Origin of the sequence: Pseudoclavibacter sp. Z016 (genome assembly GCF_002931215.1) — a bacterium.
Classification (GTDB): Bacteria; Actinomycetota; Actinomycetes; order Actinomycetales; family Microbacteriaceae; genus Pseudoclavibacter.
The window spans coordinates 169148-189003 of record NZ_PSTU01000011.1 but is presented as its reverse complement, the minus strand read 5'-3'; the positions used below and the strand labels follow the sequence as shown (position 1 = coordinate 189003).

The 19856-nt window shown below is 68.6% G+C and carries 22 protein-coding genes and 1 riboswitch; of the genes, 13 read left to right on the top strand and 9 right to left on the bottom strand.

The annotated features are described in order from the left end of the window. Positions 1 to 101: 101 nt before the first annotated feature. Together C5B99_RS07100 and C5B99_RS07095 are read right to left on the bottom strand one after the other, a co-directional pair. Positions 102 to 554 (bottom strand): YchJ family protein, encoded by a 453-nt coding sequence (locus C5B99_RS07100; protein WP_104241080.1) that lies wholly within the window; start codon positions 552 to 554, stop codon positions 102 to 104. Then, positions 551 to 853: a DUF4287 domain-containing protein gene (locus C5B99_RS07095; RefSeq protein ID WP_104241079.1), complete on the bottom strand. Its 303-nt coding sequence runs from the start codon at positions 851 to 853 to the stop codon at positions 551 to 553. Before C5B99_RS07095 ends, C5B99_RS07100 begins: the two co-directional genes overlap by 4 nt. 123 nt (positions 854 to 976) lie before the next feature. On the opposite strand from C5B99_RS07095, the gene C5B99_RS07090 reads away from it, so the two are divergent. Then, positions 977 to 2197, top strand: a complete 1221-nt coding sequence (locus tag C5B99_RS07090; protein WP_104241078.1) for an alpha/beta hydrolase — start codon at positions 977 to 979, stop codon at positions 2195 to 2197. A gap of 10 nt (positions 2198 to 2207) precedes the next feature. Here the strand turns inward: C5B99_RS07090 and C5B99_RS07085 are convergent, their stop codons facing one another. Next, positions 2208 to 3935: a long-chain-fatty-acid--CoA ligase gene (locus tag C5B99_RS07085; protein ID WP_104242003.1), complete on the bottom strand. Its 1728-nt coding sequence runs from the start codon at positions 3933 to 3935 to the stop codon at positions 2208 to 2210. 196 nt (positions 3936 to 4131) lie between these two features. Here C5B99_RS07085 and C5B99_RS07080 point away from each other — a divergent pair, with 196 nt between their 5' ends. Beyond that, entirely contained in the window at positions 4132 to 4833 is a 702-nt protein-coding gene (locus C5B99_RS07080) for a YceI family protein (RefSeq protein WP_104241077.1), read from the top strand. 193 nt (positions 4834 to 5026) lie between these two features. On the opposite strand, the gene C5B99_RS07075 is transcribed toward C5B99_RS07080, so the two are convergent. Both C5B99_RS07075 and C5B99_RS07070 read right to left on the bottom strand, forming a co-directional pair. After that, positions 5027 to 6385 (bottom strand): RNA polymerase sigma factor, encoded by a 1359-nt coding sequence (locus C5B99_RS07075; protein WP_104241076.1) that lies wholly within the window; start codon positions 6383 to 6385, stop codon positions 5027 to 5029. A gap of 38 nt (positions 6386 to 6423) precedes the next feature. Continuing rightward, positions 6424 to 6852 carry a YciI family protein gene (locus C5B99_RS07070; RefSeq protein WP_104241075.1) on the bottom strand — a complete coding sequence of 143 codons (429 nt, stop codon included), beginning with the start codon at positions 6850 to 6852 and terminating at the stop codon, positions 6424 to 6426. Between the two features lie 174 nt (positions 6853 to 7026). On the opposite strand from C5B99_RS07070, the gene C5B99_RS07065 reads away from it, so the two are divergent. Together C5B99_RS07065 and C5B99_RS07060 are read left to right on the top strand one after the other, a co-directional pair. Beyond that, positions 7027 to 7506 carry an SRPBCC domain-containing protein gene (locus C5B99_RS07065; protein ID WP_104242001.1) on the top strand — a complete coding sequence of 160 codons (480 nt, stop codon included), beginning with the start codon at positions 7027 to 7029 and terminating at the stop codon, positions 7504 to 7506. Between the two features lie 17 nt (positions 7507 to 7523). Then, positions 7524 to 7949, top strand: coding sequence for a VOC family protein (locus tag C5B99_RS07060; RefSeq protein ID WP_258063109.1), 426 nt, complete (start codon positions 7524 to 7526; stop codon positions 7947 to 7949). Positions 7950 to 8024: 75 nt separating this feature from the next. On the opposite strand, the gene C5B99_RS07055 is transcribed toward C5B99_RS07060, so the two are convergent. After that, positions 8025 to 8750 (bottom strand): hypothetical protein, encoded by a 726-nt coding sequence (locus C5B99_RS07055; protein WP_104241073.1) that lies wholly within the window; start codon positions 8748 to 8750, stop codon positions 8025 to 8027. 128 nt (positions 8751 to 8878) lie between these two features. Continuing rightward, complete coding sequence (locus C5B99_RS07050) at positions 8879 to 9277, bottom strand: hypothetical protein (protein ID WP_146081960.1); 399 nt, start codon at positions 9275 to 9277, stop codon at positions 8879 to 8881. 279 nt (positions 9278 to 9556) lie between these two features. Here C5B99_RS07050 and C5B99_RS07045 point away from each other — a divergent pair, with 279 nt between their 5' ends. The 3 genes from C5B99_RS07045 (at position 9557) to C5B99_RS07035 (ending at position 11634) form a co-directional block, all read left to right on the top strand. Continuing rightward, positions 9557 to 9913, top strand: coding sequence for a hypothetical protein (locus C5B99_RS07045; protein WP_104241071.1), 357 nt, complete (start codon positions 9557 to 9559; stop codon positions 9911 to 9913). A 206-nt stretch (positions 9914 to 10119) separates the two neighbouring features. Further along, the gene (locus tag C5B99_RS07040; protein ID WP_104241070.1) at positions 10120 to 10962 is read left to right on the top strand and encodes an alpha/beta fold hydrolase; all 843 of its coding nucleotides are present in this window, start codon (positions 10120 to 10122) and stop codon (positions 10960 to 10962) included. Positions 10963 to 11142: 180 nt separating this feature from the next. Beyond that, positions 11143 to 11634, top strand: a complete 492-nt coding sequence (locus C5B99_RS07035; RefSeq protein ID WP_104241069.1) for a histidine phosphatase family protein — start codon at positions 11143 to 11145, stop codon at positions 11632 to 11634. Positions 11635 to 11758: 124 nt separating this feature from the next. Here the strand turns inward: C5B99_RS07035 and C5B99_RS07030 are convergent, their stop codons facing one another. Next, positions 11759 to 12943: a cation:proton antiporter gene (locus C5B99_RS07030; RefSeq protein ID WP_181064959.1), complete on the bottom strand. Its 1185-nt coding sequence runs from the start codon at positions 12941 to 12943 to the stop codon at positions 11759 to 11761. Positions 12944 to 13011: 68 nt separating this feature from the next. Here C5B99_RS07030 and C5B99_RS07025 point away from each other — a divergent pair, with 68 nt between their 5' ends. The 5 genes from C5B99_RS07025 to C5B99_RS07005 all read left to right on the top strand — a co-directional run bounded on the left by C5B99_RS07025 (position 13012) and on the right by C5B99_RS07005 (position 16903). After that, complete coding sequence (locus C5B99_RS07025; protein ID WP_104241067.1) at positions 13012 to 13743, top strand: alpha/beta hydrolase; 732 nt, start codon at positions 13012 to 13014, stop codon at positions 13741 to 13743. 86 nt (positions 13744 to 13829) lie between these two features. Then, on the top strand, positions 13830 to 14396 hold the full coding sequence (locus C5B99_RS07020) for a hypothetical protein (RefSeq protein ID WP_146081959.1): 567 nt from the start codon (positions 13830 to 13832) through the stop codon (positions 14394 to 14396). 77 nt (positions 14397 to 14473) lie between these two features. Continuing rightward, a complete protein-coding gene (locus C5B99_RS07015; RefSeq protein WP_104241065.1) occupies positions 14474 to 15037 on the top strand; it encodes a hypothetical protein in 564 nt (187 codons plus the stop codon). Between the two features lie 114 nt (positions 15038 to 15151). Then, a complete protein-coding gene (locus tag C5B99_RS07010; RefSeq protein ID WP_104241064.1) occupies positions 15152 to 16534 on the top strand; it encodes an FAD-dependent oxidoreductase in 1383 nt (460 codons plus the stop codon). A 9-nt stretch (positions 16535 to 16543) separates the two neighbouring features. Next, positions 16544 to 16903, top strand: a complete 360-nt coding sequence (locus C5B99_RS07005; RefSeq protein ID WP_104241063.1) for a hypothetical protein — start codon at positions 16544 to 16546, stop codon at positions 16901 to 16903. Between the two features lie 124 nt (positions 16904 to 17027). On the opposite strand, the gene C5B99_RS07000 is transcribed toward C5B99_RS07005, so the two are convergent. Continuing rightward, a complete protein-coding gene (locus C5B99_RS07000; RefSeq protein WP_104241062.1) occupies positions 17028 to 17711 on the bottom strand; it encodes a hypothetical protein in 684 nt (227 codons plus the stop codon). Between the two features lie 77 nt (positions 17712 to 17788). Continuing rightward, positions 17789 to 17903, bottom strand: a riboswitch (SAM riboswitch). A 107-nt stretch (positions 17904 to 18010) separates the two neighbouring features. On the opposite strand from C5B99_RS07000, the gene C5B99_RS06995 reads away from it, so the two are divergent. Further along, on the top strand, positions 18011 to 19846 hold the full coding sequence (locus C5B99_RS06995; protein ID WP_146081958.1) for an adenosylhomocysteinase: 1836 nt from the start codon (positions 18011 to 18013) through the stop codon (positions 19844 to 19846). Positions 19847 to 19856: the final 10 nt, after the last annotated feature.

Sequence of the window (19856 nt, the reverse complement as noted above, 5' to 3'; positions counted from 1 at the left end):
GCGAGAGGTCGTCATCCCCGCGGGGATGGCGGCCTCTTCGTCGTTGTGGCCCGGCTGGCTGGTGGAGACACGAAAGGGCAAGTCCCTCCCAGGTGCGCGCCTCAGTCGCGGATGACCCTGCCGTCGACGTAGACCCAGCGCCCGTCGCTTCGCCTGAAGCGGGCGCGCTCGTGGAGGAGACCTGCACCGTCGGCGTCACGGTACGACGCCCGGAACTCGACGACCCCCGTCGAGTCGCCCTCTGCGCCGTCGAACTTGTCGACGATCTGCAGACGCCGCCACACCGTGCCGTCTTCGAGCTCGAGGTCAGCTGGGCGGGTCTCCGCGTCCCAGGTCGCGTTGAGATAGTCCGGCAACCGGCGAGCGAACGCCGAGTACCGGGATCGCATGAGCGCCTCAGCTGTCGGAGCTGGGGCGCCTGCGTGGAAGACGCCGCAGCACTCGGCGTACGTGGCCCCGCTTCCGCACGGACAGGGCTCCGCCCGAGACTGGGTCTCGGGCTGGGTCTCCGTGCCCGGCGCCGCGTCGTGGGACGCTGCCGTTGCCTCGCTCATTCGCTCGCCGCCGAAGGCTTGGTGGCCTTGCCATCCAGCCACAGGGTGTCCGACTCGTCGCCGTGCGGGCCCGCCTTTCCGACGTGCTTGTCGCTGATCTTCGGCCCCTTCTTGATGACGTGCACCAGCGCCATCCCGTGGCCTCGACCGAGGTCGTAGTCCTCCTTGAGCCAGGCGAGGATCTCCCCGGCCTTCGTGGCCTCGGCATCGAGACCCTTCTCCTTCGCGATCGCGATGAACTGACGCGGCGTGAGGCCCGTCTTCTCCTCGATGTTGTCGAGGTACGACTGGAACGACATGGATGCACCCTCCCTGGGCTCGCCTCTGGCCGGAGAACCGTGCTGGCATCCTAACGACCCGACCTTCCTTCCAAATGCCTGCGGATCGGACCGGGCCCGCCAGAGCAGGAGGAAGATGAGGCTATGTCGCACCATCCAGCACTGTCGCGGCCGCTGTTCCACGACGCAGACCAGAACTTCGAGGCCAAGGTCGTCCTCGGATCCGTCGGTGCGGGTGCCGGCGATCTGGGCGAGATCTTCGCAACGCTCGCCGCCATCGAGGACGGGAAGCGGGAGTCGTGGATCAGGGCATGGTTCGCCCGAGCCCAGGTCACGCGGCAGCTTGCCGAGGTCTCGACGGACAATGGGCGAACAGCGACGGCCGCCGCCCAGTGGCTTCGCGCATCCGCCTACTACGGCCATGCCCTGAACGCGATCGCTGCGATCGGCGACGATGGCGGTTACACGAACGCCTTCGCGCTGCACCGCGCTGCCTGGGACCGCTTCGCGGACCTCCGGCGAGTGCCGCTGGAGCGACTCTCGATCCGCTTCGGGAAGGGAAGGCTCCCCGGCTACCTGCAGCGTCCCGAGGTCGGCGCCGAGGACGGGCCGTCTCCGCTCCTGGTGCTCGTGAACGGCAGCGACGGAACACTCACCGACCTCTACTCCACGATCGGAGCATCCGCCGCCGCCCGGGGCTACGCCGTGCTGTACTTCGACGGCCCCGGCCAGCAGAGCCAGCTCGTCGCCGGGTCGCACTTCAGGCCCGACTTCGAGGCTGTGCTGACGCCGGTCGTCGACACGGCGCTCGGACTCTCAGGTGTGGATGCCTCACGAGTCGCGGTCTACGGCGTCAGCCAGGCCGGCTACTGGGTGCCACGAGCGCTCGCGTTCGAGCACCGCGTGGCCGCGGCCATCGTCGACCCCGGGGTGACGGACGTGTCGACCTCATGGCTCTCGCACCTGCCCGCTCCCCTGCGCCACGAACTCGCGAAGGGCGATTCGAAGCACTTCGACCAGTACATGAAGCTGGGTCTCGGCCACAGCGCTGCGGAGCGCGCAGTGTGGAGCTTCCGCGCAAAGCCGTACGCCAGCACCGGCTACTTCGCCGTCTACCGGGAGGTCGAGAAGTATCGCCTCACGGCTGAGCTCGCCAGCTCGATCACGACGCCACTGCTCATCACGGCACCGGAGAACGAGCAGTTCTGGCCAGGACAATCCGAGGAACTCGCGTCGCTTGTCCCCGAAGCAGAGCTCGTCCGCTTCACCGCCGTCAACGGCGCCGACGCACACTGCGAGCCGCTCGCTCGCACCGCGGTCAACGAGGTGCTCCTCGATTGGCTCGATGCGCGCCTCGTTCGCTAGCCTCTCGGCGCTACTCGCTGCGCTTCGCGACGAGCCCGTCCCGCACCTGTCGACGGAGCACCTTGCCGATGAGCGACTTCGGGAGCTCGTCGACCTGCACGACCCGCTTCGGCACCTTGTAGGAGGCGAGGCGGGAGCGGCAGAAGTCACGAAGGGCATCTGCATCGAACGCGGCGCCCTCCCGGAGGACAACGGCGGCAGTCACATCCTCGCCACCGGAGCTGCGGGGCAGGCCGACGACTGCCGCCCCCTCCACGTCGGGATGCGCCGTGAGCGCCTCCTCGACCTCTGAGGGGCTCACGTTGAAGCCTCCCGTGATGATGAGCTCCTTCATGCGGTCGACGACCGTCACGAACCCGTCGTCCGAGACGGTGACGATGTCACCCGTGCGAAGCCAGCCACCGGCGAGCAGCACCTCCCGCGTCTCGTCGGGGCGCTTCCAGTAGCCCTGGAAGACCTGGGGGCCGCGGATGAGCAGCTCGCCCGGTTCGCCGAAGGCACGCTCCACACTCGGATCCTCGGGGTCGACGACGCGGATGTGCGTGCTCGGGAACGGCACCCCAACCGTGCCGGGGCGGCGGCTCGGACCGACCGGGTTGCCGAGGGCGACCGGTGAGGTCTCGGTCATGCCGTACCCCTCGACGAGGAGTCCGCCGGTGACCTCCTCCCACCGTTCGACGGTCTTCACGGGCAGGCTCATGGCCCCGGAGATCGCGAAGCGGATGCTCGTGAAGCTGACGCCCTTGCGGGAGGACGCCCGCGAGAGCGCGTCGTAGATGGGCGGAACCGCGGGCAGGAACGTCGGCGGCGACGCCTTCGCCGCCGCGACCACGAGATCGACGTCGAACTTCGGGAAGAGGACGAGCTTGGCGCCGAGGCTCATGGCGAAGGTCAGGCACAGCGTCATGCCGTACGCATGGAAGAGCGGAAGGACGCCGTAGAAGATCTCGCGCCCCTCGGTGAGGCCCGGCACCCAGGCGCGTCCCTGCGCCGCGTTCGCGCGCAGGTTGCGGTGCGTCAGGATGGCCCCCTTCGGGTTGCCGGTCGTTCCGCTCGTGTACTGCAGCAGCGCGACGTCATCGATGCCGGGATGCGGCACTCGCTTCGAGATGCGCTTGGCGTTCGCGATGCGCTCCCACTTGAGCACCCTGCGGTCCGAGGGCGCTGCCGTCATGGCCTCGCGCGACTCGCGGGCCTTGGCGATGGGCAGACGCAGGGCGAGTCGCTTCCCGAACGGGAGCGCCGAGGACATGTTGACGGCGACGATCGTCTCCGGCACCACATCGCTCGGCAGCTCGGAGATGAGGTCCGCGACCTTGTCCCAGACGATCGCGAGCTTCGCGCCGTGGTCTTCGAACTGGTGCCGCAGCTCCCGAGCCGTGTAGAGCGGGTTGTGCTCGATGACGATGGCCCCGAGCCGGAGCGCGGCATAGAAGGCGACGACGTGCTGCGGGCAGTTGGGGAGCACGAGCGCCACCCGGTCTCCGGCACCGACTCCGAGCTTGCGGAGCCCCTCAGCAGCCCGAGCAACCTGCTCGCCGAGCTCGCCATAGCTGGTCTCCGCCCCGAAGAACTCGAGCGCGGGTCGAGACCCGAACCGCTTGACCGCGTTGTCGAGCAGGTCCACGAGCGATTCCCGAACCTCCGGGATGTCGTGGGGCACGTCCTCCGCGTAGGCGGCCAGCCATGGCCGGGATGCGAGGGCGGAAGTCTTGCTGGTCTCGTTGGCGTCGTTCACCGGGGTCCCTTCGACGATCACGGCTGCGCGCACAGCGGTGCACTCGAACCTTATGACGGGGCGGTTGTGCTGGAGCCGTGCGTCGGTCAGGGCCGTGCCATAGACGGGTCGCGGATGAAAGCACCAGTCCTCTTCTCAGACGAAGGTGACGCCAAACCCATAGCTCGTCCATAGAAAAGTGCTTCAAGCTACAACTATGAAGAAGCCATCGAAGAAAGCCACCATCGGCATCGTCATCGCGGCTGTCGTCGTGGTGATCGGCATCGCGGCCGCAGTGTTCGGCCCCATGATCTACCGCGATGTCATCGCCGCCCCCGCAGCTGAAGCCCCTGCCCTCGAGATCGAATCCACGACCCCGAGCAGCGCGGATGTCGGATCGCTCGCCGGCTCCTGGACCGTCGCCGCTGGCTCCTACGCGGGCTACCGCGTCGACGAGGTCCTCAACGGCACGGATGTGACCGTCACCGGACGCACCGAGACCGTCTCCGGCACCCTCACGACCACCGACACCGAGCTCACGGCCGCCGACATCACGGTCGACGTGGCGTCCATCGCCACCGACGAGCAGCGCCGCGACGAGTACTTCCGCACCGAAGCCATGGACACGACCACGAACCCGGAAGCGACCTTCACGCTCGACGAGCCCGTCGCAGCACTCGATGGCCTCGCCGAAGGCACGCAGGAGACCATCCCGGCAACGGGCACGCTCACGCTCAACGGCGTCAGCCAGCAGGTGAGCATCGACATCACGGCCGGCCTCGACGGCGAGACCGTGCAGGTCGCCGGCAGCATCCCCGTGACCTTCGCCGACTACGGTGTCGAGGCGCCGAACCTCGGGTTCGTCTCCGTCGAGCCCACTGGCGACGTCGAGTTCCTCCTGGTGCTCGAGCGCGCCTAGCGTTCGTCGCCCAGCCGACACCTCCGGCCTGGGCTTCGTCTCCAGGCCGCCCCACACGCCCGTCCTCGCACTCCATTCGCTGACCAACTTGCGTGACAGAACCGGTGCATCCGGCCAGAACTTGGCCCGGGCAGCCCGCCTGTCACGCAAGTTGGTCGTTTCTGCGTGACGCAGCTCTCGTGCCGCCCTGGTTTCAGGCCCCGAGCGCGTCGAGCTTCCCTTGCAGCACCCGGCGCTGCTGTTCGTTGCCGCTCAGCTGGACGGCGACCAGCAGCTCGGAGCGAGCCTCATCCACCCTCCCGAGCTGCACCAGCAGCTCCCCGCGGACGCTCGCGAGCAGCGGACCGCCGGCGAGAGCACCGGATGCACCCAGCCGGTCGACGATCGCCAACGCGCTGGCGGGTCCCGTCGCCATCGACACGGCCACCGCACGGTTGAGCTCGACGATGGGGCTCGGCGCGATGCGTCCGAGGACCTCGTAGAGCAGGACGATCTGCGGCCAGTCGGTGTTCGCAACGGATGGTGCGACCGCATGACGCTCGGCGATGGCGGCCTGCAGACAGTAGGTGCCTCGCCCCTTGCCCAGCGCATCCGCTCGCGCCAGGAGGGTGCGACCGCGGAGGATCGCAGATCGGTCCCAGCGGCGGCGGTCCTGATCTGCGAGGAGGATCGGGGTGCCATCCGCCGCTTCGCGCGCCGCGAAGCGCGAGGACTGCAGTTCCATGAGCGCGACGAGCCCGAGCACCTCGGGCTCGCGCGGCAGCATGCTGCTCAGGGCGCGGCCGAGGCGCAGCGCCTCGGCCGCGAGGTCGGATCTCAGCCAGCGGTCGCCGGAAGTCGCCGCGTACCCCTCCGTGAAGATGAGGTAGATCACGGCGAGGACCCCCTTGAGGCGGGCGGTCCATTCGCTGGGGTCGGGCGTCTCGAAGGGCACCTTGGCGGCGCCGAGGCTCCTCTTGGCGCGCACGATGCGCTGCTGCACGGTCGCGACCGGCAGCAGGAAGAGGCGCGCGATCTCGCCAGTCGTCAGGCCACCGACGACGCGCAGGGTGAGGGCCACCTGGGCTTCGCGGGAGAGCGCCGGGTGGCAGGCGACGAACATGAGCCGAAGGACGTCGTCGCCGATCGGCTCCCACTCGTCGCTCGCGGATGCATCCGCTTCGCTGAGGTCGCGCGCGATGGCGCTGTAGCGCTCGTCGAGTCGCTCGCGCCGCCGCCATCCGTCGATGGCTTTGCGTTTGGCGACGGCCGTGAGCCAGGCACCCGGGTTGAGCGGGACGCCCGACTCCGGCCACTGCGTCAGCGCGTCGGCGACCGCTTCCTGCGCGAGGTCCTCTGCGAGGGAGACGTCGCCGACCATCCTCGTCAAGGTGGCGACGATTCTCGCGCTCTCGATGCGCCAGACCGCATCGATAGCCGCCACGCTCGCCCGCGGAGCTTTGCTGACGTCGACGTCGACGTCGACCTCGACACCAACGGCAGCGGAAGCGGCAGCACCCCCGGCGGAGCCGCCGCGCGTCTCAGGTTCGTGGCCGTGCTCGGAGGCGGTCATGGCCGTTGGCGAGGTGAGGACTCGAGACGTGCCGGGTCTCAGGCGCCCGCCTGTTCCTCGCGCCAGCCCTCTTCCTTGCGGAGGTACTCGTTGTCCTCGTGGCCTTCGAAGTCGCTCATGTCGGTGACGCGGCGAACTTCGAGCTTCGAACCTGGACCCTGGAGCGGGGCGCGGGACGCCCACTGGATGGCTTCGTCGCGGGTTGCGGTCTCGATGATCCAGAAGCCGTTGAAGAGCTCATGCGTCTCGCCGTATGGGCCGTCGGTGACGACGGGCTGCTCGCCGGTGAAGTCGACGACAAACGCCGTGCTGAGGTCGTCGGCGAGGCCTTCGCCTGCGAGCAGGACACCGGCCTCCATCATCGACTCGTTGTACTTGCCCATGGCGTTGATGATCTCGGTGAAGTCGGTGTTCTCGTACGAGGCCTTCGCTTCGTCGGTGGCGCGCATGATGAGCATGAACTTCATGATGGTTCTCCTTGTCTGCGACCCATTCGGGGCCGGTTTCAGGGTGCCGGTCAGCACCCTTCTACTATTGCGTCGAACGGGGGCCGGCGGAATCGACATGCGCCGGAATCTTCTTTGGATTTTCTTCTGCAGGCCGGTCGGCGCATCCCCACCTCGGGTTGTTACCTTCCGGTCATGACAAGCGATTTCGAACCACGCGTCGACCGGGTCTCCCGGGTGCTGCCAGCGAGCGCATCCCATGTCTACGGGGCTTTGCTGGACCAGCGGGCGCTTGAGTCCTGGTTGCCGCCGCAGGGCATGTCGGGGAGATACCTGAGCTTCGAGCCCTGGGTGGGCGGGCGCAGCGTGCTCGAGCTCACCTACGCGGAGGCGCCGGCGGGTGGCGGGAAGACGTCCCTGTCTCGAGATGTCTCGGCGTCTGTACTCGTGGAGCTCGTCCCCGACGAGCGGGTCTCGCAGCAGGTCGTGTTCGAGTCGGAAGACCCCGCGTTCGCTGGAACGATGACGATGGTGTGGGAGCTGGCGGAGTTCCCTGGCGGAACCTTGGTGACGGTCTCGGCCTACGACGTGCCGAGCGGCATCACTCAGGCGGACCACGTCGACGGTATGTCGTCGTCGCTGGAGAACCTGTCGGCGTTCGTGGGTCGCTCGTGAAGCAGCAGGTGAACTTCGTGACGTTCGCGACTCGTGATCTGGACGAGGCGCGGCGCTTCTACTCGGAGGCGCTGGGGTGGGAGCCGTTGCTGGACGTGGTGGGCGAGGTGCTGTTCTTCCAGATCGGGGCCGGTCAGGTGCTTGGCTTCTTCGATGCGGAGAAGTTCGACCGTGACCTGGGCACGGGCGAGCAGCGGTCGACGGTGTCCGGTGTGACGCTGGCGCACAACGTGGGCAGCCGGGAGGAGGTCGTCGCGGTGGTGTCGGCGATGGCTTCCGGTGGCGGGGTGATGTTGAAGGTGCCGCAGGAGGGTGAGTTCGGCGGGGTCTTCCATGGGCTCGTCGAGGACCCGAATGGCGTCGTCTGGGAGGTGGCGCACAACCCGGGCTGGGCGGTGCTGCCCGACGGTTCCGTCGTCTTCGATCAGGCGGGGCAGGAGTAGCCGGCCTCGAGCTGGGTTCGAGTTCGCGTTCGTGCTCGCTCGCCTTCGCTCGCGACGGTCGTTGTCTGGGGCAGATCAGCAACGGGGCTGTTGCGGGTGCTCGCTGCAGTCGCCGACGGTGATGACGGTGTCGGCGGTGAAGAGCTCGATCGGCACAGCCGCGGAGGCTCGGTCGAGGGTGCCGGTGACGGGAATGCTCGCCCCGTTCGCGAGGGTCACGCTTGCCGCGTAGACGACGGTGACGGAAGCCTGCACGGTGGCCTTCTCGCGGTAGACGTGGCTGGTTGCCGTTGCGGTGAAGTCCTCCTGGCCGAGTGCCGCCCAGCTCGCTCCGGGCGTGGTCGTCTCCCGCGTGGTGCCGTCGCCGGAATTCCATCGGTAGGACACGGGCGTGAACGTCGCGGTGACGGGGTGCCCGAGGACGGTGCCTGCAGCGCTATGCCTGGTCGCTGTCGTGAAGAAGTTCGTGTGGGAGCCGACGATGCTCCACGTGGACGGCTCTGCAGTGAGCGTCACCGATGCCGGTGCGAGCGTGAGCACGTCGCTGATCGTGAAGCTCCTGGGCGGGGCCGGCACGGTCGGTCGTGCGCCTCCCCCACCGCCCCCGCAGCCTCGGCACTGCACCGGCGTGAGGAGCGAGCTCATCGGCGACGCCAGAGCCCTCACGCTGGGCGTGAACGAAGGCGGGCCGCCCGGGCCAGCTGCGCCGCCGCCGCCACCGCCACCTCCGTCGCCGAACCCGCCCCCGCCGCCGTCGGAGAAGTCCGGAGAAGCGGACTCGTCCGAGTACGTCTCTTCCACCTGAATGTTGACGCTGTCGCCACCATTCGATGCACTGCAAGATCCGTCTGCGTAGTTGGTACCAACGCACGAGGGACGAATTAGTTGTGGTGACGATGCCCCAGGGTGCGTCGATATCGCCAACGTCGCTACGAGCAGGAGCTTGTGCCAGACCACGGCTCGCTCCCGTTCCATTTGTAGACGCCGCCCGTTCCAATGACCTCGAAGACCACCGTAAATCGATCAGGCACATCTGGCGCTTTCGCGCTGGCCCCTGCAGAGTCCAGCAAGTCAAAGTTGGTCATGTCGTAGCAGCCATAGACTCGGATAACGATCTCGTCGCCAGAACGATCAATGCTCTGAACCGAGAAGTTAGAGATGTTTGCCTCGCCGACGGACTTGCGTCCGACCTCATTCAAGTCGTCAACTGACTGTTCAATAGCTAGTACGTGTTCGTCAGTGGTCAAGGGTTCAAGTGACTCGACTCCGGCGGCACCCGCCGTAACTGCCGCCTCCGCCGCCAGGAACTTCGGCACGAGCTCCTCCACGATCGCGAGGGCTTCTTCGTTGGTCGGCAGCACAGGCGCGGTGCCGGGCGGCGCGCTGAGCGTTGGACTGGGGGTTGGCCCTGGGGCCGGCTCCTGGGGCGCGCATCCGCTCACCCCGACGGCCGACCCGACGCTGAGCATGACGAGCAGCGCGGCCCTGACGGCACGCCTGCTTCTCTCCCCTGAACGCATGGGCGTCAACGTAGTGGCCTCCGAGAATTCGCGCAGAAGTTATCCACACCTCGCCAACCGTCCACGGCGGCTGGCTAGCATCGGCGCATGACTGCACCCAGCGAATGGATCGAGCACCGACGAGGAGACGGCGAGCTTCTCGGGTGGATGTGCCCGCGCGGCGACGGTTTCGTCGTCATCGACCTGCTCGGGCGGGAGCGCTCGGATGCCATCGACTGGCTGGAGGCCGAGACCCTCCTGGAGGAGACCGGCATCGGCTACCTCGCCGACGCCTACGAGCTGCGCCTCGAGGACGACCGCTGGACCCGTGTGCGCATCACGGAGGTGTCGGCGATCCGCATCCGCGTGAAGCGCGAGGACTGGGGTGACATGACCGTGCCGCACAACGAGTACCTACTGCCGTTCCCACCCGCAGGCGACCTCCGGGCCGTGCAGACGGCCTGACCCACCGCGACCACGATCACGACCACACCCGGCCCCGCCCGCTGAGACTCTCGCCTCCACACTCAAGACGGCGACGCTTGGAGCCTCTCGGTGTCACAGTCTCGGTTCGCGGTCAGGCGCGTGCCCTTGGATTGTCTCCGCGACGCCTCGCCGCACGATCTCGTCACGGGGCCGGTCGCATTCGCCACGATGAAGGGAGCACCGCTATGGGCTACATCAAGGTCGGGACGCAGAACAGCACGGACATCGAGCTCTACTACGAGGACCACGGCGCGGGGCAGCCGGTGGTCCTCATCCACGGGTACCCCCTGAATGGGGCGAGCTGGGAGCGGCAGACGCGAGAACTGCTGGCCGCTGGCTACCGCGTCATCACGTACGACCGCCGCGGCTTCGGTGAGTCGAGCAAGGTGACCGAGGGCTACGACTACGACACGTTCGCGAACGACCTGAACGTGGTCCTCGAGACCCTCGACCTGCGCGACGTGATCCTGGTCGGCTTCTCGATGGGCACCGGCGAGCTGGCGCGGTACGTGGGCAAGCACGGTCACGACCGTGTTGCGAAGCTGGCTTTCCTCGCCTCGCTCGAGCCGTTCCTCGTGCAGCGCGACGACAACCCCACGGGCGTTCCGCAGGAGGTCTTCGACGGCATCTCCGACAACGCGAAGGCCGACCGCTTCGCCTGGTTCACGAACTTCTACAAGGACTTCTACAACCTCGACGAGAACCTGGGCTCGCGCATCAGCCAGGAGGTCGTCGACGCGAACTGGACGACGGCAACCCAGTCGGCGCCGGTCGCCGCCTATGCCGTTGTGCCCACGTGGATCGAGGACTTCCGCGAAGACGTCGCGGCGGTGCGCGCGAGCGGCAAGCCGTCGCTCATCCTGCACGGCACGAGCGACAACATCCTGCCGATCGACGCGACGGGGCGCCCGTTCCACGCGGCGTTCCCTGAGGCCGAGTACGTCGAGGTCGACGGCGCCCCGCACGGACTCCTGTGGACCCACACCGAGGAAGTCAACGCGGCGCTCCTGAAGTTCGTCAAGGCCTGACAGACCGAGCAGTCCGCACGACGTCGCGCCCCGCGCCTCCGCAGATATCAAAGATATAAAGCGGATGCGCGGGGCGCGATCGCGTAGCGAAACAGTCGCTGCCGACCCATGCAGCTCGCGAAAGCGACCGACGCGGTCAGCCTTCGACGTGTTGCCCATCTCGTTCTCTAGGCTGGCCCCATGCCCCGCACTCTGATCCTTCTCCGCCATGCCAAGGCCGAGCATCCGATGACGATCGACGACCGCCAGCGCTCGCTCGCCGACCGGGGCGTGCAGGAGGCCGCGGAGGCCGGCGACTGGCTGCGCGCGAACGCGCCGAAGGTCGACAAGGTGCTCTGCTCGCCGGCTGCCCGCACGCGGCAGACGCTCGAGACCGCCGAGATCCTCGCTCCCGCCGAGTTCCCGAGCACCCTCTACATGGGCGGCGAGGACGACTACCTCGAGCAGGTCAAGGAGACCGACGCCGAGGTGCAGACGCTGCTCGTCATCGGCCACGAGCCGACCGTCTCGGGCACTGCGATAGCGCTGGCCGCCGACAAGGACTCGGAGCTGGCTCGGGAGATCCGGCACGGCTACCCCACTTCGGGGATCACCGTGCTGACGTTCCACGGCGAGTGGGATGCGCTGCGCTGGAACTCCGCGAACATCACGGCCTTCCGAGCGCCGCGCTGACCTCTCCACACGAGCGCCGTCTCTGACGGTCGCCGCACCTGACGGCCCTCACACCTGACGGTACGTTCCTCACTGCCGTGTTCCGTCGGCAATCCCGCCGCGTCCCTGCGGCAATCCCGCGGCGTCAGACGTTGGCGCTCTCGTGCCGCTTCGCGTCCGCTGGCCGCAGTGCCATGCCGAGGATGGGGAAGAGCAGCACGGAGAGCATTCCCGCCCCGACGAGTGACGATGCGAGGCCGGGGTCGAGGACCTTCTGGTCGACCCCGATCGCGGTCACGGCGACGATGATGGGCAGGGCTGTCGCGCTGAGGAGGCCGATACCCGCGCGTTCGCGGTTGCCCGCGCCTCGCGGTGCGACGAGTTGGGCGGGTAGCCCCCTGATCGCCAGCAGCAGGATGAGGAACACCGGCAGCAGGATGAGCGCGAGCTGGCTGCCGAGGAGCGCATCGAGGTTGAAGGTGACGCCCGTGTAGATGAAGAAGAGGGGCACGAGGAAGCCGAAGGCGATGGCCTCGATCTTGCTCTCGACCTGCTCGCGGTCGGCCTCCGGCGCGCTGCGCATGATGATCTGCCACATGACTCCTGCGGCGAAGGCGCCGAGGAGGATGTCGAGGTCGAGCATCGCACTGAGGGCCACGAGGCAGGCGAGCGTGAAGATGACGACGCGCACCGCGAACTGACCTGAGGTGTGGAGGCTCGCGCTCACGAGCCGATGCAGGTGCCCGTGCTGCATCCGCACGGCGACGAAGATCGCGACACCGGTGATGACGACGAACAGCGCGAGCACGAGCGTGGAGACGCCCGGGGAGCGGGTGCCCAGGAAGATGGAGATCGCGACGAGGGGCCCGAACTCGCCGACCGCTCCCATCGCGGTCGTCGCCTTGCCGAAGGGCGAGCTGAGCTCCCCAGCGTCGCGGAGGATGGGGATGAGCGTGCCGAGCGCGGTCGAGCTGAGGGCGATCGCGACGATGACGGCCGCCTCTCCCGGCGCGATGAGGAACCCGGCGGCGAGGCCCATGACGAGGCTCGCAACCCAGGCCAGCGATGCGCGGGCGAGTGGGCCGCCGCCGAGGCTGCGGAAGCGGATCTCGTTGCCGGCGACGAAGAAGAGGGCGGCGAGGCCGAACTCGGAAAGCCAGTCGAGCAGGTCCGATTTGTCGACCCAGCCGAGGAAGCTCGGCCCGACGGCGATGCCCAGGAGGAGCTCGAACACGACGATGGGCACCTTCACCCAGCGCGAGATGCTGCGCGTGAAGAGGGGGGCCAGCACTGCGAGGGCCGGTATGAGGAAGACCCCGGGTTCCGACACGCGCTCAGAGTAACAGCGGGCACGCGTAGCGTGGGCGGCGATTCGGACACGAGCACTGGAGCGGATGCATGAAGCTGCACACGATCACCACCGGCGACGGCCCGCGGAAGGTGGCGCTGGTGCACGGCATTGGCGCGAGCGCCGAGCTGTGGGGCTCGCTGGCCGGGCGCATCGCCGAGTCGGGCGAGTACACGGCCATCGCCGTCGACCTGCGCGGCCACGGCGAGAGCCCACGGGCTGGGAGCTATCGACTCGACGAGTTCGTCGATGACCTGGTCGAGACCCTTCCGCACGATCTGCACAGCGCGGTTGGGCATTCGCTCGGCGGCGCCCTGCTCGTGCGGGCGGTGCCCCGGCTTCGCCCCGAACGGGCCATCTACCTCGATCCGGGGTTCAAGCTCGGACTGCCGAGCGAGGGAGTCGGAGCGCGCGTGTTCTGGGCCCTGTCCGGAGTCACGCTGCCACTCGTGATGCTGGCGGGCTCCGCAACGGGGACGAATGACACCAAGCGGTACTCGGCAGAGACGCGGGCGCTAAATGCTCGGGCGAAGAAGCGCTTCGACGGGAAGATGACGGTGGGTATCTTCGATCAGGTCGCGCATGCCCCGTACACGCCTGCCGTCCCGGTCGTGCCATCCACGATCGTGCTCTCCGCCGAGGGGAAGGCAGTGGTCCCCGCCCCTATGCCCGCCGAGCTCGAGGCTCTGGGGTGGCAGGTGCGTCAGCTCCCCGAGGTCGGTCACCCGTTCTGGCTGCACGACGTGGATGCGAGCTACGGGGCGATCCGCGACCTGATCTGACGAGGAGTCAGGGCACTTCTCCCCGCCCCGGGGCGGCTCGCGCCCCTAGGCTGAGCCGCACATCGATGAACGATGAAGGGGTGCGCATGCTGTCCGTCGAATTCCCGAGAGATGTCATCTTCACTGCGTCCCTGTTCGGCTTCGCGACGTTCGTCTGGGCGGGGTGGGCGCAGGAGCGGCCCCGACATTGGGCATGGCGCATCGTCTTCGGGGTGCTGAGCCTCGCCGGCGTCGCACTTGTGGGCATCACGCTGCCGACGGCGATCAGGAACTGGACGAGCGCGACGGCCCTGCGGGTCGACTCCGTGCCGTTCGCGGTCTACATCGCCATGGTGGCGGTCGAGGTCGTCGGCGGCCTCATTGCCGCGATCATCCTGTTGCGGAAGAAGAAGGGCGAGCTCATGGCGCCCGTCATGCTGCTCATCGTGGGCCTGCACTGGGTGCCGATGATCTGGGTGTTCGAGCAGCCGTTCCTGGCCCCGGTATCGCTGTGGGCGATCGCGGTGGCGATCGTCACCTTCTTCCTGCCGAGCGAGAAGCAGGCGCCGAGTTTCTGGTGCGGCATCCTGGGGGCGCCCGTGTTCCTCATCACCGGCGTCGTCTTCGCGGTCGTCGGGCTGAACCAGTTCGCGAGCATGACCTGCGCCTGCTGAGCGAGGCGTGACGACGCGGTGACCTGGCGTTCACGGAGCGCGCGTGGCACCCCGCGTCGGGTCTAGCATCAGCCCTCATGGACTTCTTCCCGATCTTCGCCGTCGCCGCACTCTTCGCCGTGCTCGGGGTGTGGCAGGCCGGCTGGCCGGCGGCTGCCGCATCGACGGGCCAGCGGTGGATGTTCCGCGACCGCGAGCCGAACTGGAGCGACGCGTACCTCGGCTACATCAGGTTCGGCGGCGTCGTGTTCTGCCTGCTGGCGATCGCGGCCACGATCTTCGGGGGCACGCTCGTCTTCCGTTCGACGCTGGCTGAGCGGTGCGAGACCGAGCTGAAGCCGGCACTGGATGCGACCCGCAGCCAGGAGGGCTGGACTGCGTCCTCCATGCAGGCGTTCGCCGACGAGCACGAGCTGACGCTGAAGACGGACACCGAGAAGCTGGAGCTCCCCGAGCTGCCCGACTTCGGCGCGGTCTACGGACTCGACACGGAGGCGCCCGCGAAGCCGACCCCGCTCGTCACGACGACGTACACGTTCTCGACGATGGGGACGGCCATCGTCGCCGGCTCGGTACAGACCGGCGGCTATGACTCGTCGAGCACCGAGGTCGAAGAGGACAGCGCTGTCTGCATGCCCTGAGCGGCGCATCCGCGTCGCCGTCGGCGGCGACGAGAACGCGACTTGTTAACCTGGTGGTCAGTACAGCGTCATACGTAACTCGACCAGACATACAGAACCAGGGAACAACAGAACATGAGAATTGCGATCATCGGTGCGGGCCCGAGCGGCATGGCACAGCTTCGAGCGTTCGAGTCGGCGGCAGAGCAGGGGCGGGAGATCCCGGAGATCGTCTGCTTCGAGAAGCAGGCGGATTGGGGCGGCCAGTGGAACTACACGTGGATGACCGGCCTCGACGAGCACGGCGAGCCCGTCCACTCGAGCATGTATCGCAACCTCTGGTCGAACGGCCCGAAGGAGGCCCTCGAGTTCGCTGACTACAGCTTCGACGAGCACTTCGGCCGCCCCATCTCCTCGTACCCGCCGCGGCCGGCCCTGTGGGATTACATCTCGGGCCGCGTCGAGCGCGCCGGGGTGCGCAAGCACGTGCGCTTCAACACGGTGGTGCGCTGGGTCGACTTCGACGAGGCGACGCAGCAGTTCACGCTCGTGAGCGAGGACCTGGAGTCGAAGAAGACGAGCCGTGAGGTGTTCGACCGCATCGTCGTGGGATCCGGGCACTTCTCGTTCCCGAAGATGCCCACGTTCGCGGGCCTGGAGACGTTCCCCGGCCAGGTGAGCCACGCGCACGAGTTCCGCGGCGCGGAGAACCTGCGGGGCAAGGACGTGCTGGTCATCGGCTCCAGCTATTCGGCGGAGGACATCGGCAGCCAGGCCCACAAGATGGGTGCGAGCTCGGTGACCGCGAGCTACCGGACGGCGCCGATGGGCTACGACTGGCCGCTCGGCTTCGAGGAGCGCCCGCTCGTGACGCGGTTCGACGGCTCGACCGCGCACTTCGCGGACGGCACGGAGAAGGACTTCGACGCGGTTGTCCTGTGCACGGGCTACCTGCACAAGTACCCGTTCCTCCCGAGCGAGCTGGCGCTCGACTCCCCCAACAACGTGTACCCGGAGGGCCTCTACAAGGGCGTGGTGTGGGAGCAGAACCCGCACCTCTTCTACCTGGGCGCGCAGGACCAGTGGTTCACCTTCAACATGTTCGACGCGCAGGCCTGGTTCGTGCGCGACGTGATCCTGGGCGACGTCGTGCTGCCGAGCGTGGATGCGCGCCGGGCCGACATCGAGGCCTGGCTCGAGCGCTTCCACGCGATCGGCGGGGCAGCGGATGAGATCCGCTTCCAGGCCGACTACGTGCGTGACCTCATCGAGGCCACCGACTACCCCATGTTCGACCTCGATGAGGTCGTGGAGATCTTCCTCGAGTGGAAGCACGACAAGGCGGAGGACATCATGGGGTACCGCGACCGCGCCTACCGTTCCGTGATGACGGGCACGATCGCATCCACGCACCACACGAAGTGGGTGGATGAGCTCGACGACAGCCTGGCCAGGTACCTCGCTCCGCTGCCGGCTGCGAACACGGCCGCGGACTCCGCCGGTGCGGCTGCGCTCTAGGCTGGCGGGATGAAGCTCAGCCGACATGATGCAGCGATCCGCCTCGACATCCCTCTGGAGATGGCGAAGCGGAACGGCCTGCCCCCGTACATCGCCGAGGAGGCGTTGGCGGAGCTGGACGCGAACCCGCCGGCGTGGCTGGCGCAGTCGCGGGCGAACCGCACGGGCAAGCGCCCCGTGTGGGCGACGCTGACGTGCGAGGTGTGCGGGACGGTGGAGAAGGTGCGGCCCAAGAAGTGGTGGCCGGAGTTCACGTACGTGTCGTGCGACAACCATGACCTCGACGAGTTGCCGGAGCCCGCCGCCGGAACGACCCGGGAGTTCTCGTATGGCATCGGGACCCGCTTCACGGGGGTCGTCGACGCGTAGGCGTCCCTGCTCCTCCTGTCCGACGCCCGCTCGAGGGCAGCCGGCGAGGGCATGACCTTTCTCTCGAAACCACTGCACGGCGTCCAGCGCCCGCTGTTCGGTGGTTTCGAGAGAACGCCGCCCCTCAGTCTCGCTCGCTGGACTTCCGGCTCAGGTGCTCGAGGTTCGTGTCGCGCAGCCGGCCGTCGCCGCGCGGACCCTCATCGCGGAAGGCGCGCCGTTCGAGCCTGCGGGCGACGCAGCTCGCGCATCCGCCCTGAGCCTCCCCCGCTCTCGTGAGCCAGACGACGACCGCACTGGCGAAGTCGCCGTTCTCGTAGGCGGTGGGGATTTCCTTCCAGTCGCTGGGACGCAGGTGACCTGCCCGGTAGCCGATGCGCCCCTGCTCGAACCCGGCGCGCTCGAGCAGCGGCGCGGGCGATGCCCCGTTCGGCGCCTTCTCGTGGGCTTCGAGCAGGAACCGCGCGCGGCTCTGCGCCGTCACGTTGAGCAGCAGGAACAGCATCGGCGAGAAGCCGAGCTGGTGCCAGCGCCCCGCGAACTCCTGCCAGTCGGGTTTGGTGTCCACCTGCCCCTTGCGGAACATGCCGGACAGGAACGCCATGGCGAAGGTCGGCGTGCCGTGCGAGTGGGGCGGCCAGCGCAGGACGGCGAGTAGCCACTCGCGGCGGAGCTCGTGGGGCAGCCCTCGGAACGCGGCCAGGGCGTCCTGGTCGAGTTCCGCGTCCCAGTCGCGCCTCGCGTGAATGAGGTGGACGCCACGCCGGTTGCGGGTGGTGTCGCCACCTGGGGTTGGTGTTTCGGGCATGGGTGCGCTCCTCGCGGGTACGCCACGCGTTCGGCGGATGCACGCGCGGGTTGCCCCGCTCGGCACCGGCTGGTGCGTGAACTGACTTGTCGCGCACCGGGCGGTGCCGACCCGTTCTTCCCCTGGGGCACCCCACTCAGGTGGAGGGTTGCCGTGCAGCTAGCCAGGTACTTGACGCTGCAGCTCGTGAACGTGGGATGGAGGCTAGCACGAGCGACGGACGGGCATGCGATGTCGGACGGTGACGAAATCCGGTCGTGTGTCCCGAGTCGGTCGCCCGCTGTCTCTAGACTTGCGCCGTGAATGACGCCTCCTGGACTGCCGAGCGGCTTGTGCGCGCCTTCGCTGCCGCCACGAACCTGGTGATCGCCGGGCAGCGCATCCACGTCACTGGTGCGGGCGAGCTGGCCGGCGCGCTCCGCAGCCTGCTGCGCGCGCTTGGCGCGGTCTCCAGCGGGTCAGACCGGGCCGACTACGTCTTCCTGACCGCCGACGGAGCCAGTCCGTCGGCTGCTGAAGCGGACGAGCTGCCGTTCCGCGACGGGGCGATCGTTGTCGACGCGAGCGACGACGGGGCTTTTACAATCGCGCTGGGGGCACGCGGCCTCGCAGCGCTCGCGACGCGGCCGCCTTCGCGCCGCTACCGCCTCGCCGACGGCCGCTGCCTCGACGTGCTCCGGCTGGACCCCGCCGCTCTGCGCCTTGACCCCGTCACTGCGCGACTCGACTCCACTCGCCGCCGGGCCGAGGCGCTCGAACCTGGCTCCGACGCGGCCGCCCGTGACACCGACCTGCGCCTCGACTGGGCTCGCCGGTTCATGCCAGCCTCCTCGAGGGTGGCCGCGTCGCTCGCGGCAGAGGGAGTGCTGCGGGGGCGTCGCTTCGGGGTGAGCATGGTGCTCGAGCCGAAGACGGCCGTGCTCTCGCTGCTGCTCGCCGAGGCCGGGGCGCAGGTGTCGCTCTACGCGCACAGCGACGAGACCGACGACGCCGTCGCCGATGCCCTGAGGGCTCGAGGCTTCGCCGTGCACGCCGGCTCGGGCGCGGACGCCGACGGGCAGATCGCGAACGCGCGCGCGTATCTCGCCGAGAGCCACGAGTTCCTGCTCGACGACGGCTCGCACCTCATCCGCCTCGCGGCCCACGACGGTATCGAGCTGCTCGGTGCCGCCGAGGAGACCACGAGCGGCCTCCGCCCGCTGCACGCCATGGGCGAGGCGCTGCGCATTCCCGTCCTCGCCGTCAACGACGCCCGCGTCAAGACCCGCTTCGACAACCGGTACGGCACGGGACAGTCGTGCGTGTTCGCGATCGCCGACCTCCTCGACCTGCTCGGCAGGGGCTTCGCGGATGCACGCGTCGCGGTGGTCGGGTTCGGCCCGGTCGGGGTGGGGGTCGCGCAGCACGCGTCGGCGCTTGGCGCGCTGGTCACGGTGTGCGAGCTCGACCCGGTGCGGGCGCTCGAGGCGCGGTACGCCGGCTACGACACGGCGCCCCTCGAGGACACGGTGGGCACCGCCGACGTCGTCGTCTCCGCGACCGGTGAGCCGCAGACGATCACCGCCACCCACCTGCGCGCGGCCGGCCCCGGCACGGCGTTTGCCGTCGCGGGCGGCGTGCTCGACGAGATCGCGCTCGACGACGCGCAGTCGCTGGGTGCGCTGCTGGAACCGCGGGCGTGGAAGGTCGACGCGGTGCTCTGGCCTGGGGCCAAGCACGGCGACCGGGCGGGCGACGACGCGGCAGCGACATCCGCGTCCGGCTCCGGCTCCGCGGCCAGCTCCGTCTCCGGCGACTCCCCCGCACTTGTCCTCGATCGTGGCGGCTGCATCAACATCACCGCCGCGGAGGGCAACCCGGTGCAGATCATGGACCTCTCGTTCGCGGCGCAGCTCACGGCGGCCGGCATGCTGGCGCGCGGCGACGTGCGGGGGCCGGGTGTGCATCCGCTGCCCCCGAGCGCCGACGAGGTCATCGCGGCAGGGATGCTCGGTGCCGACGACGGGCCGAGAAGTCCGGAACTCGCGGAGACCGAGTCGGAGACCGAGCCAGAGTCCGAGCCGACGGCCCCGGATTCGCGCCTGAGCCCGATCTCGAAGCCCGCCTGGCATCCCACCCGATTCCCGAACGCATGACTGGAGCGCC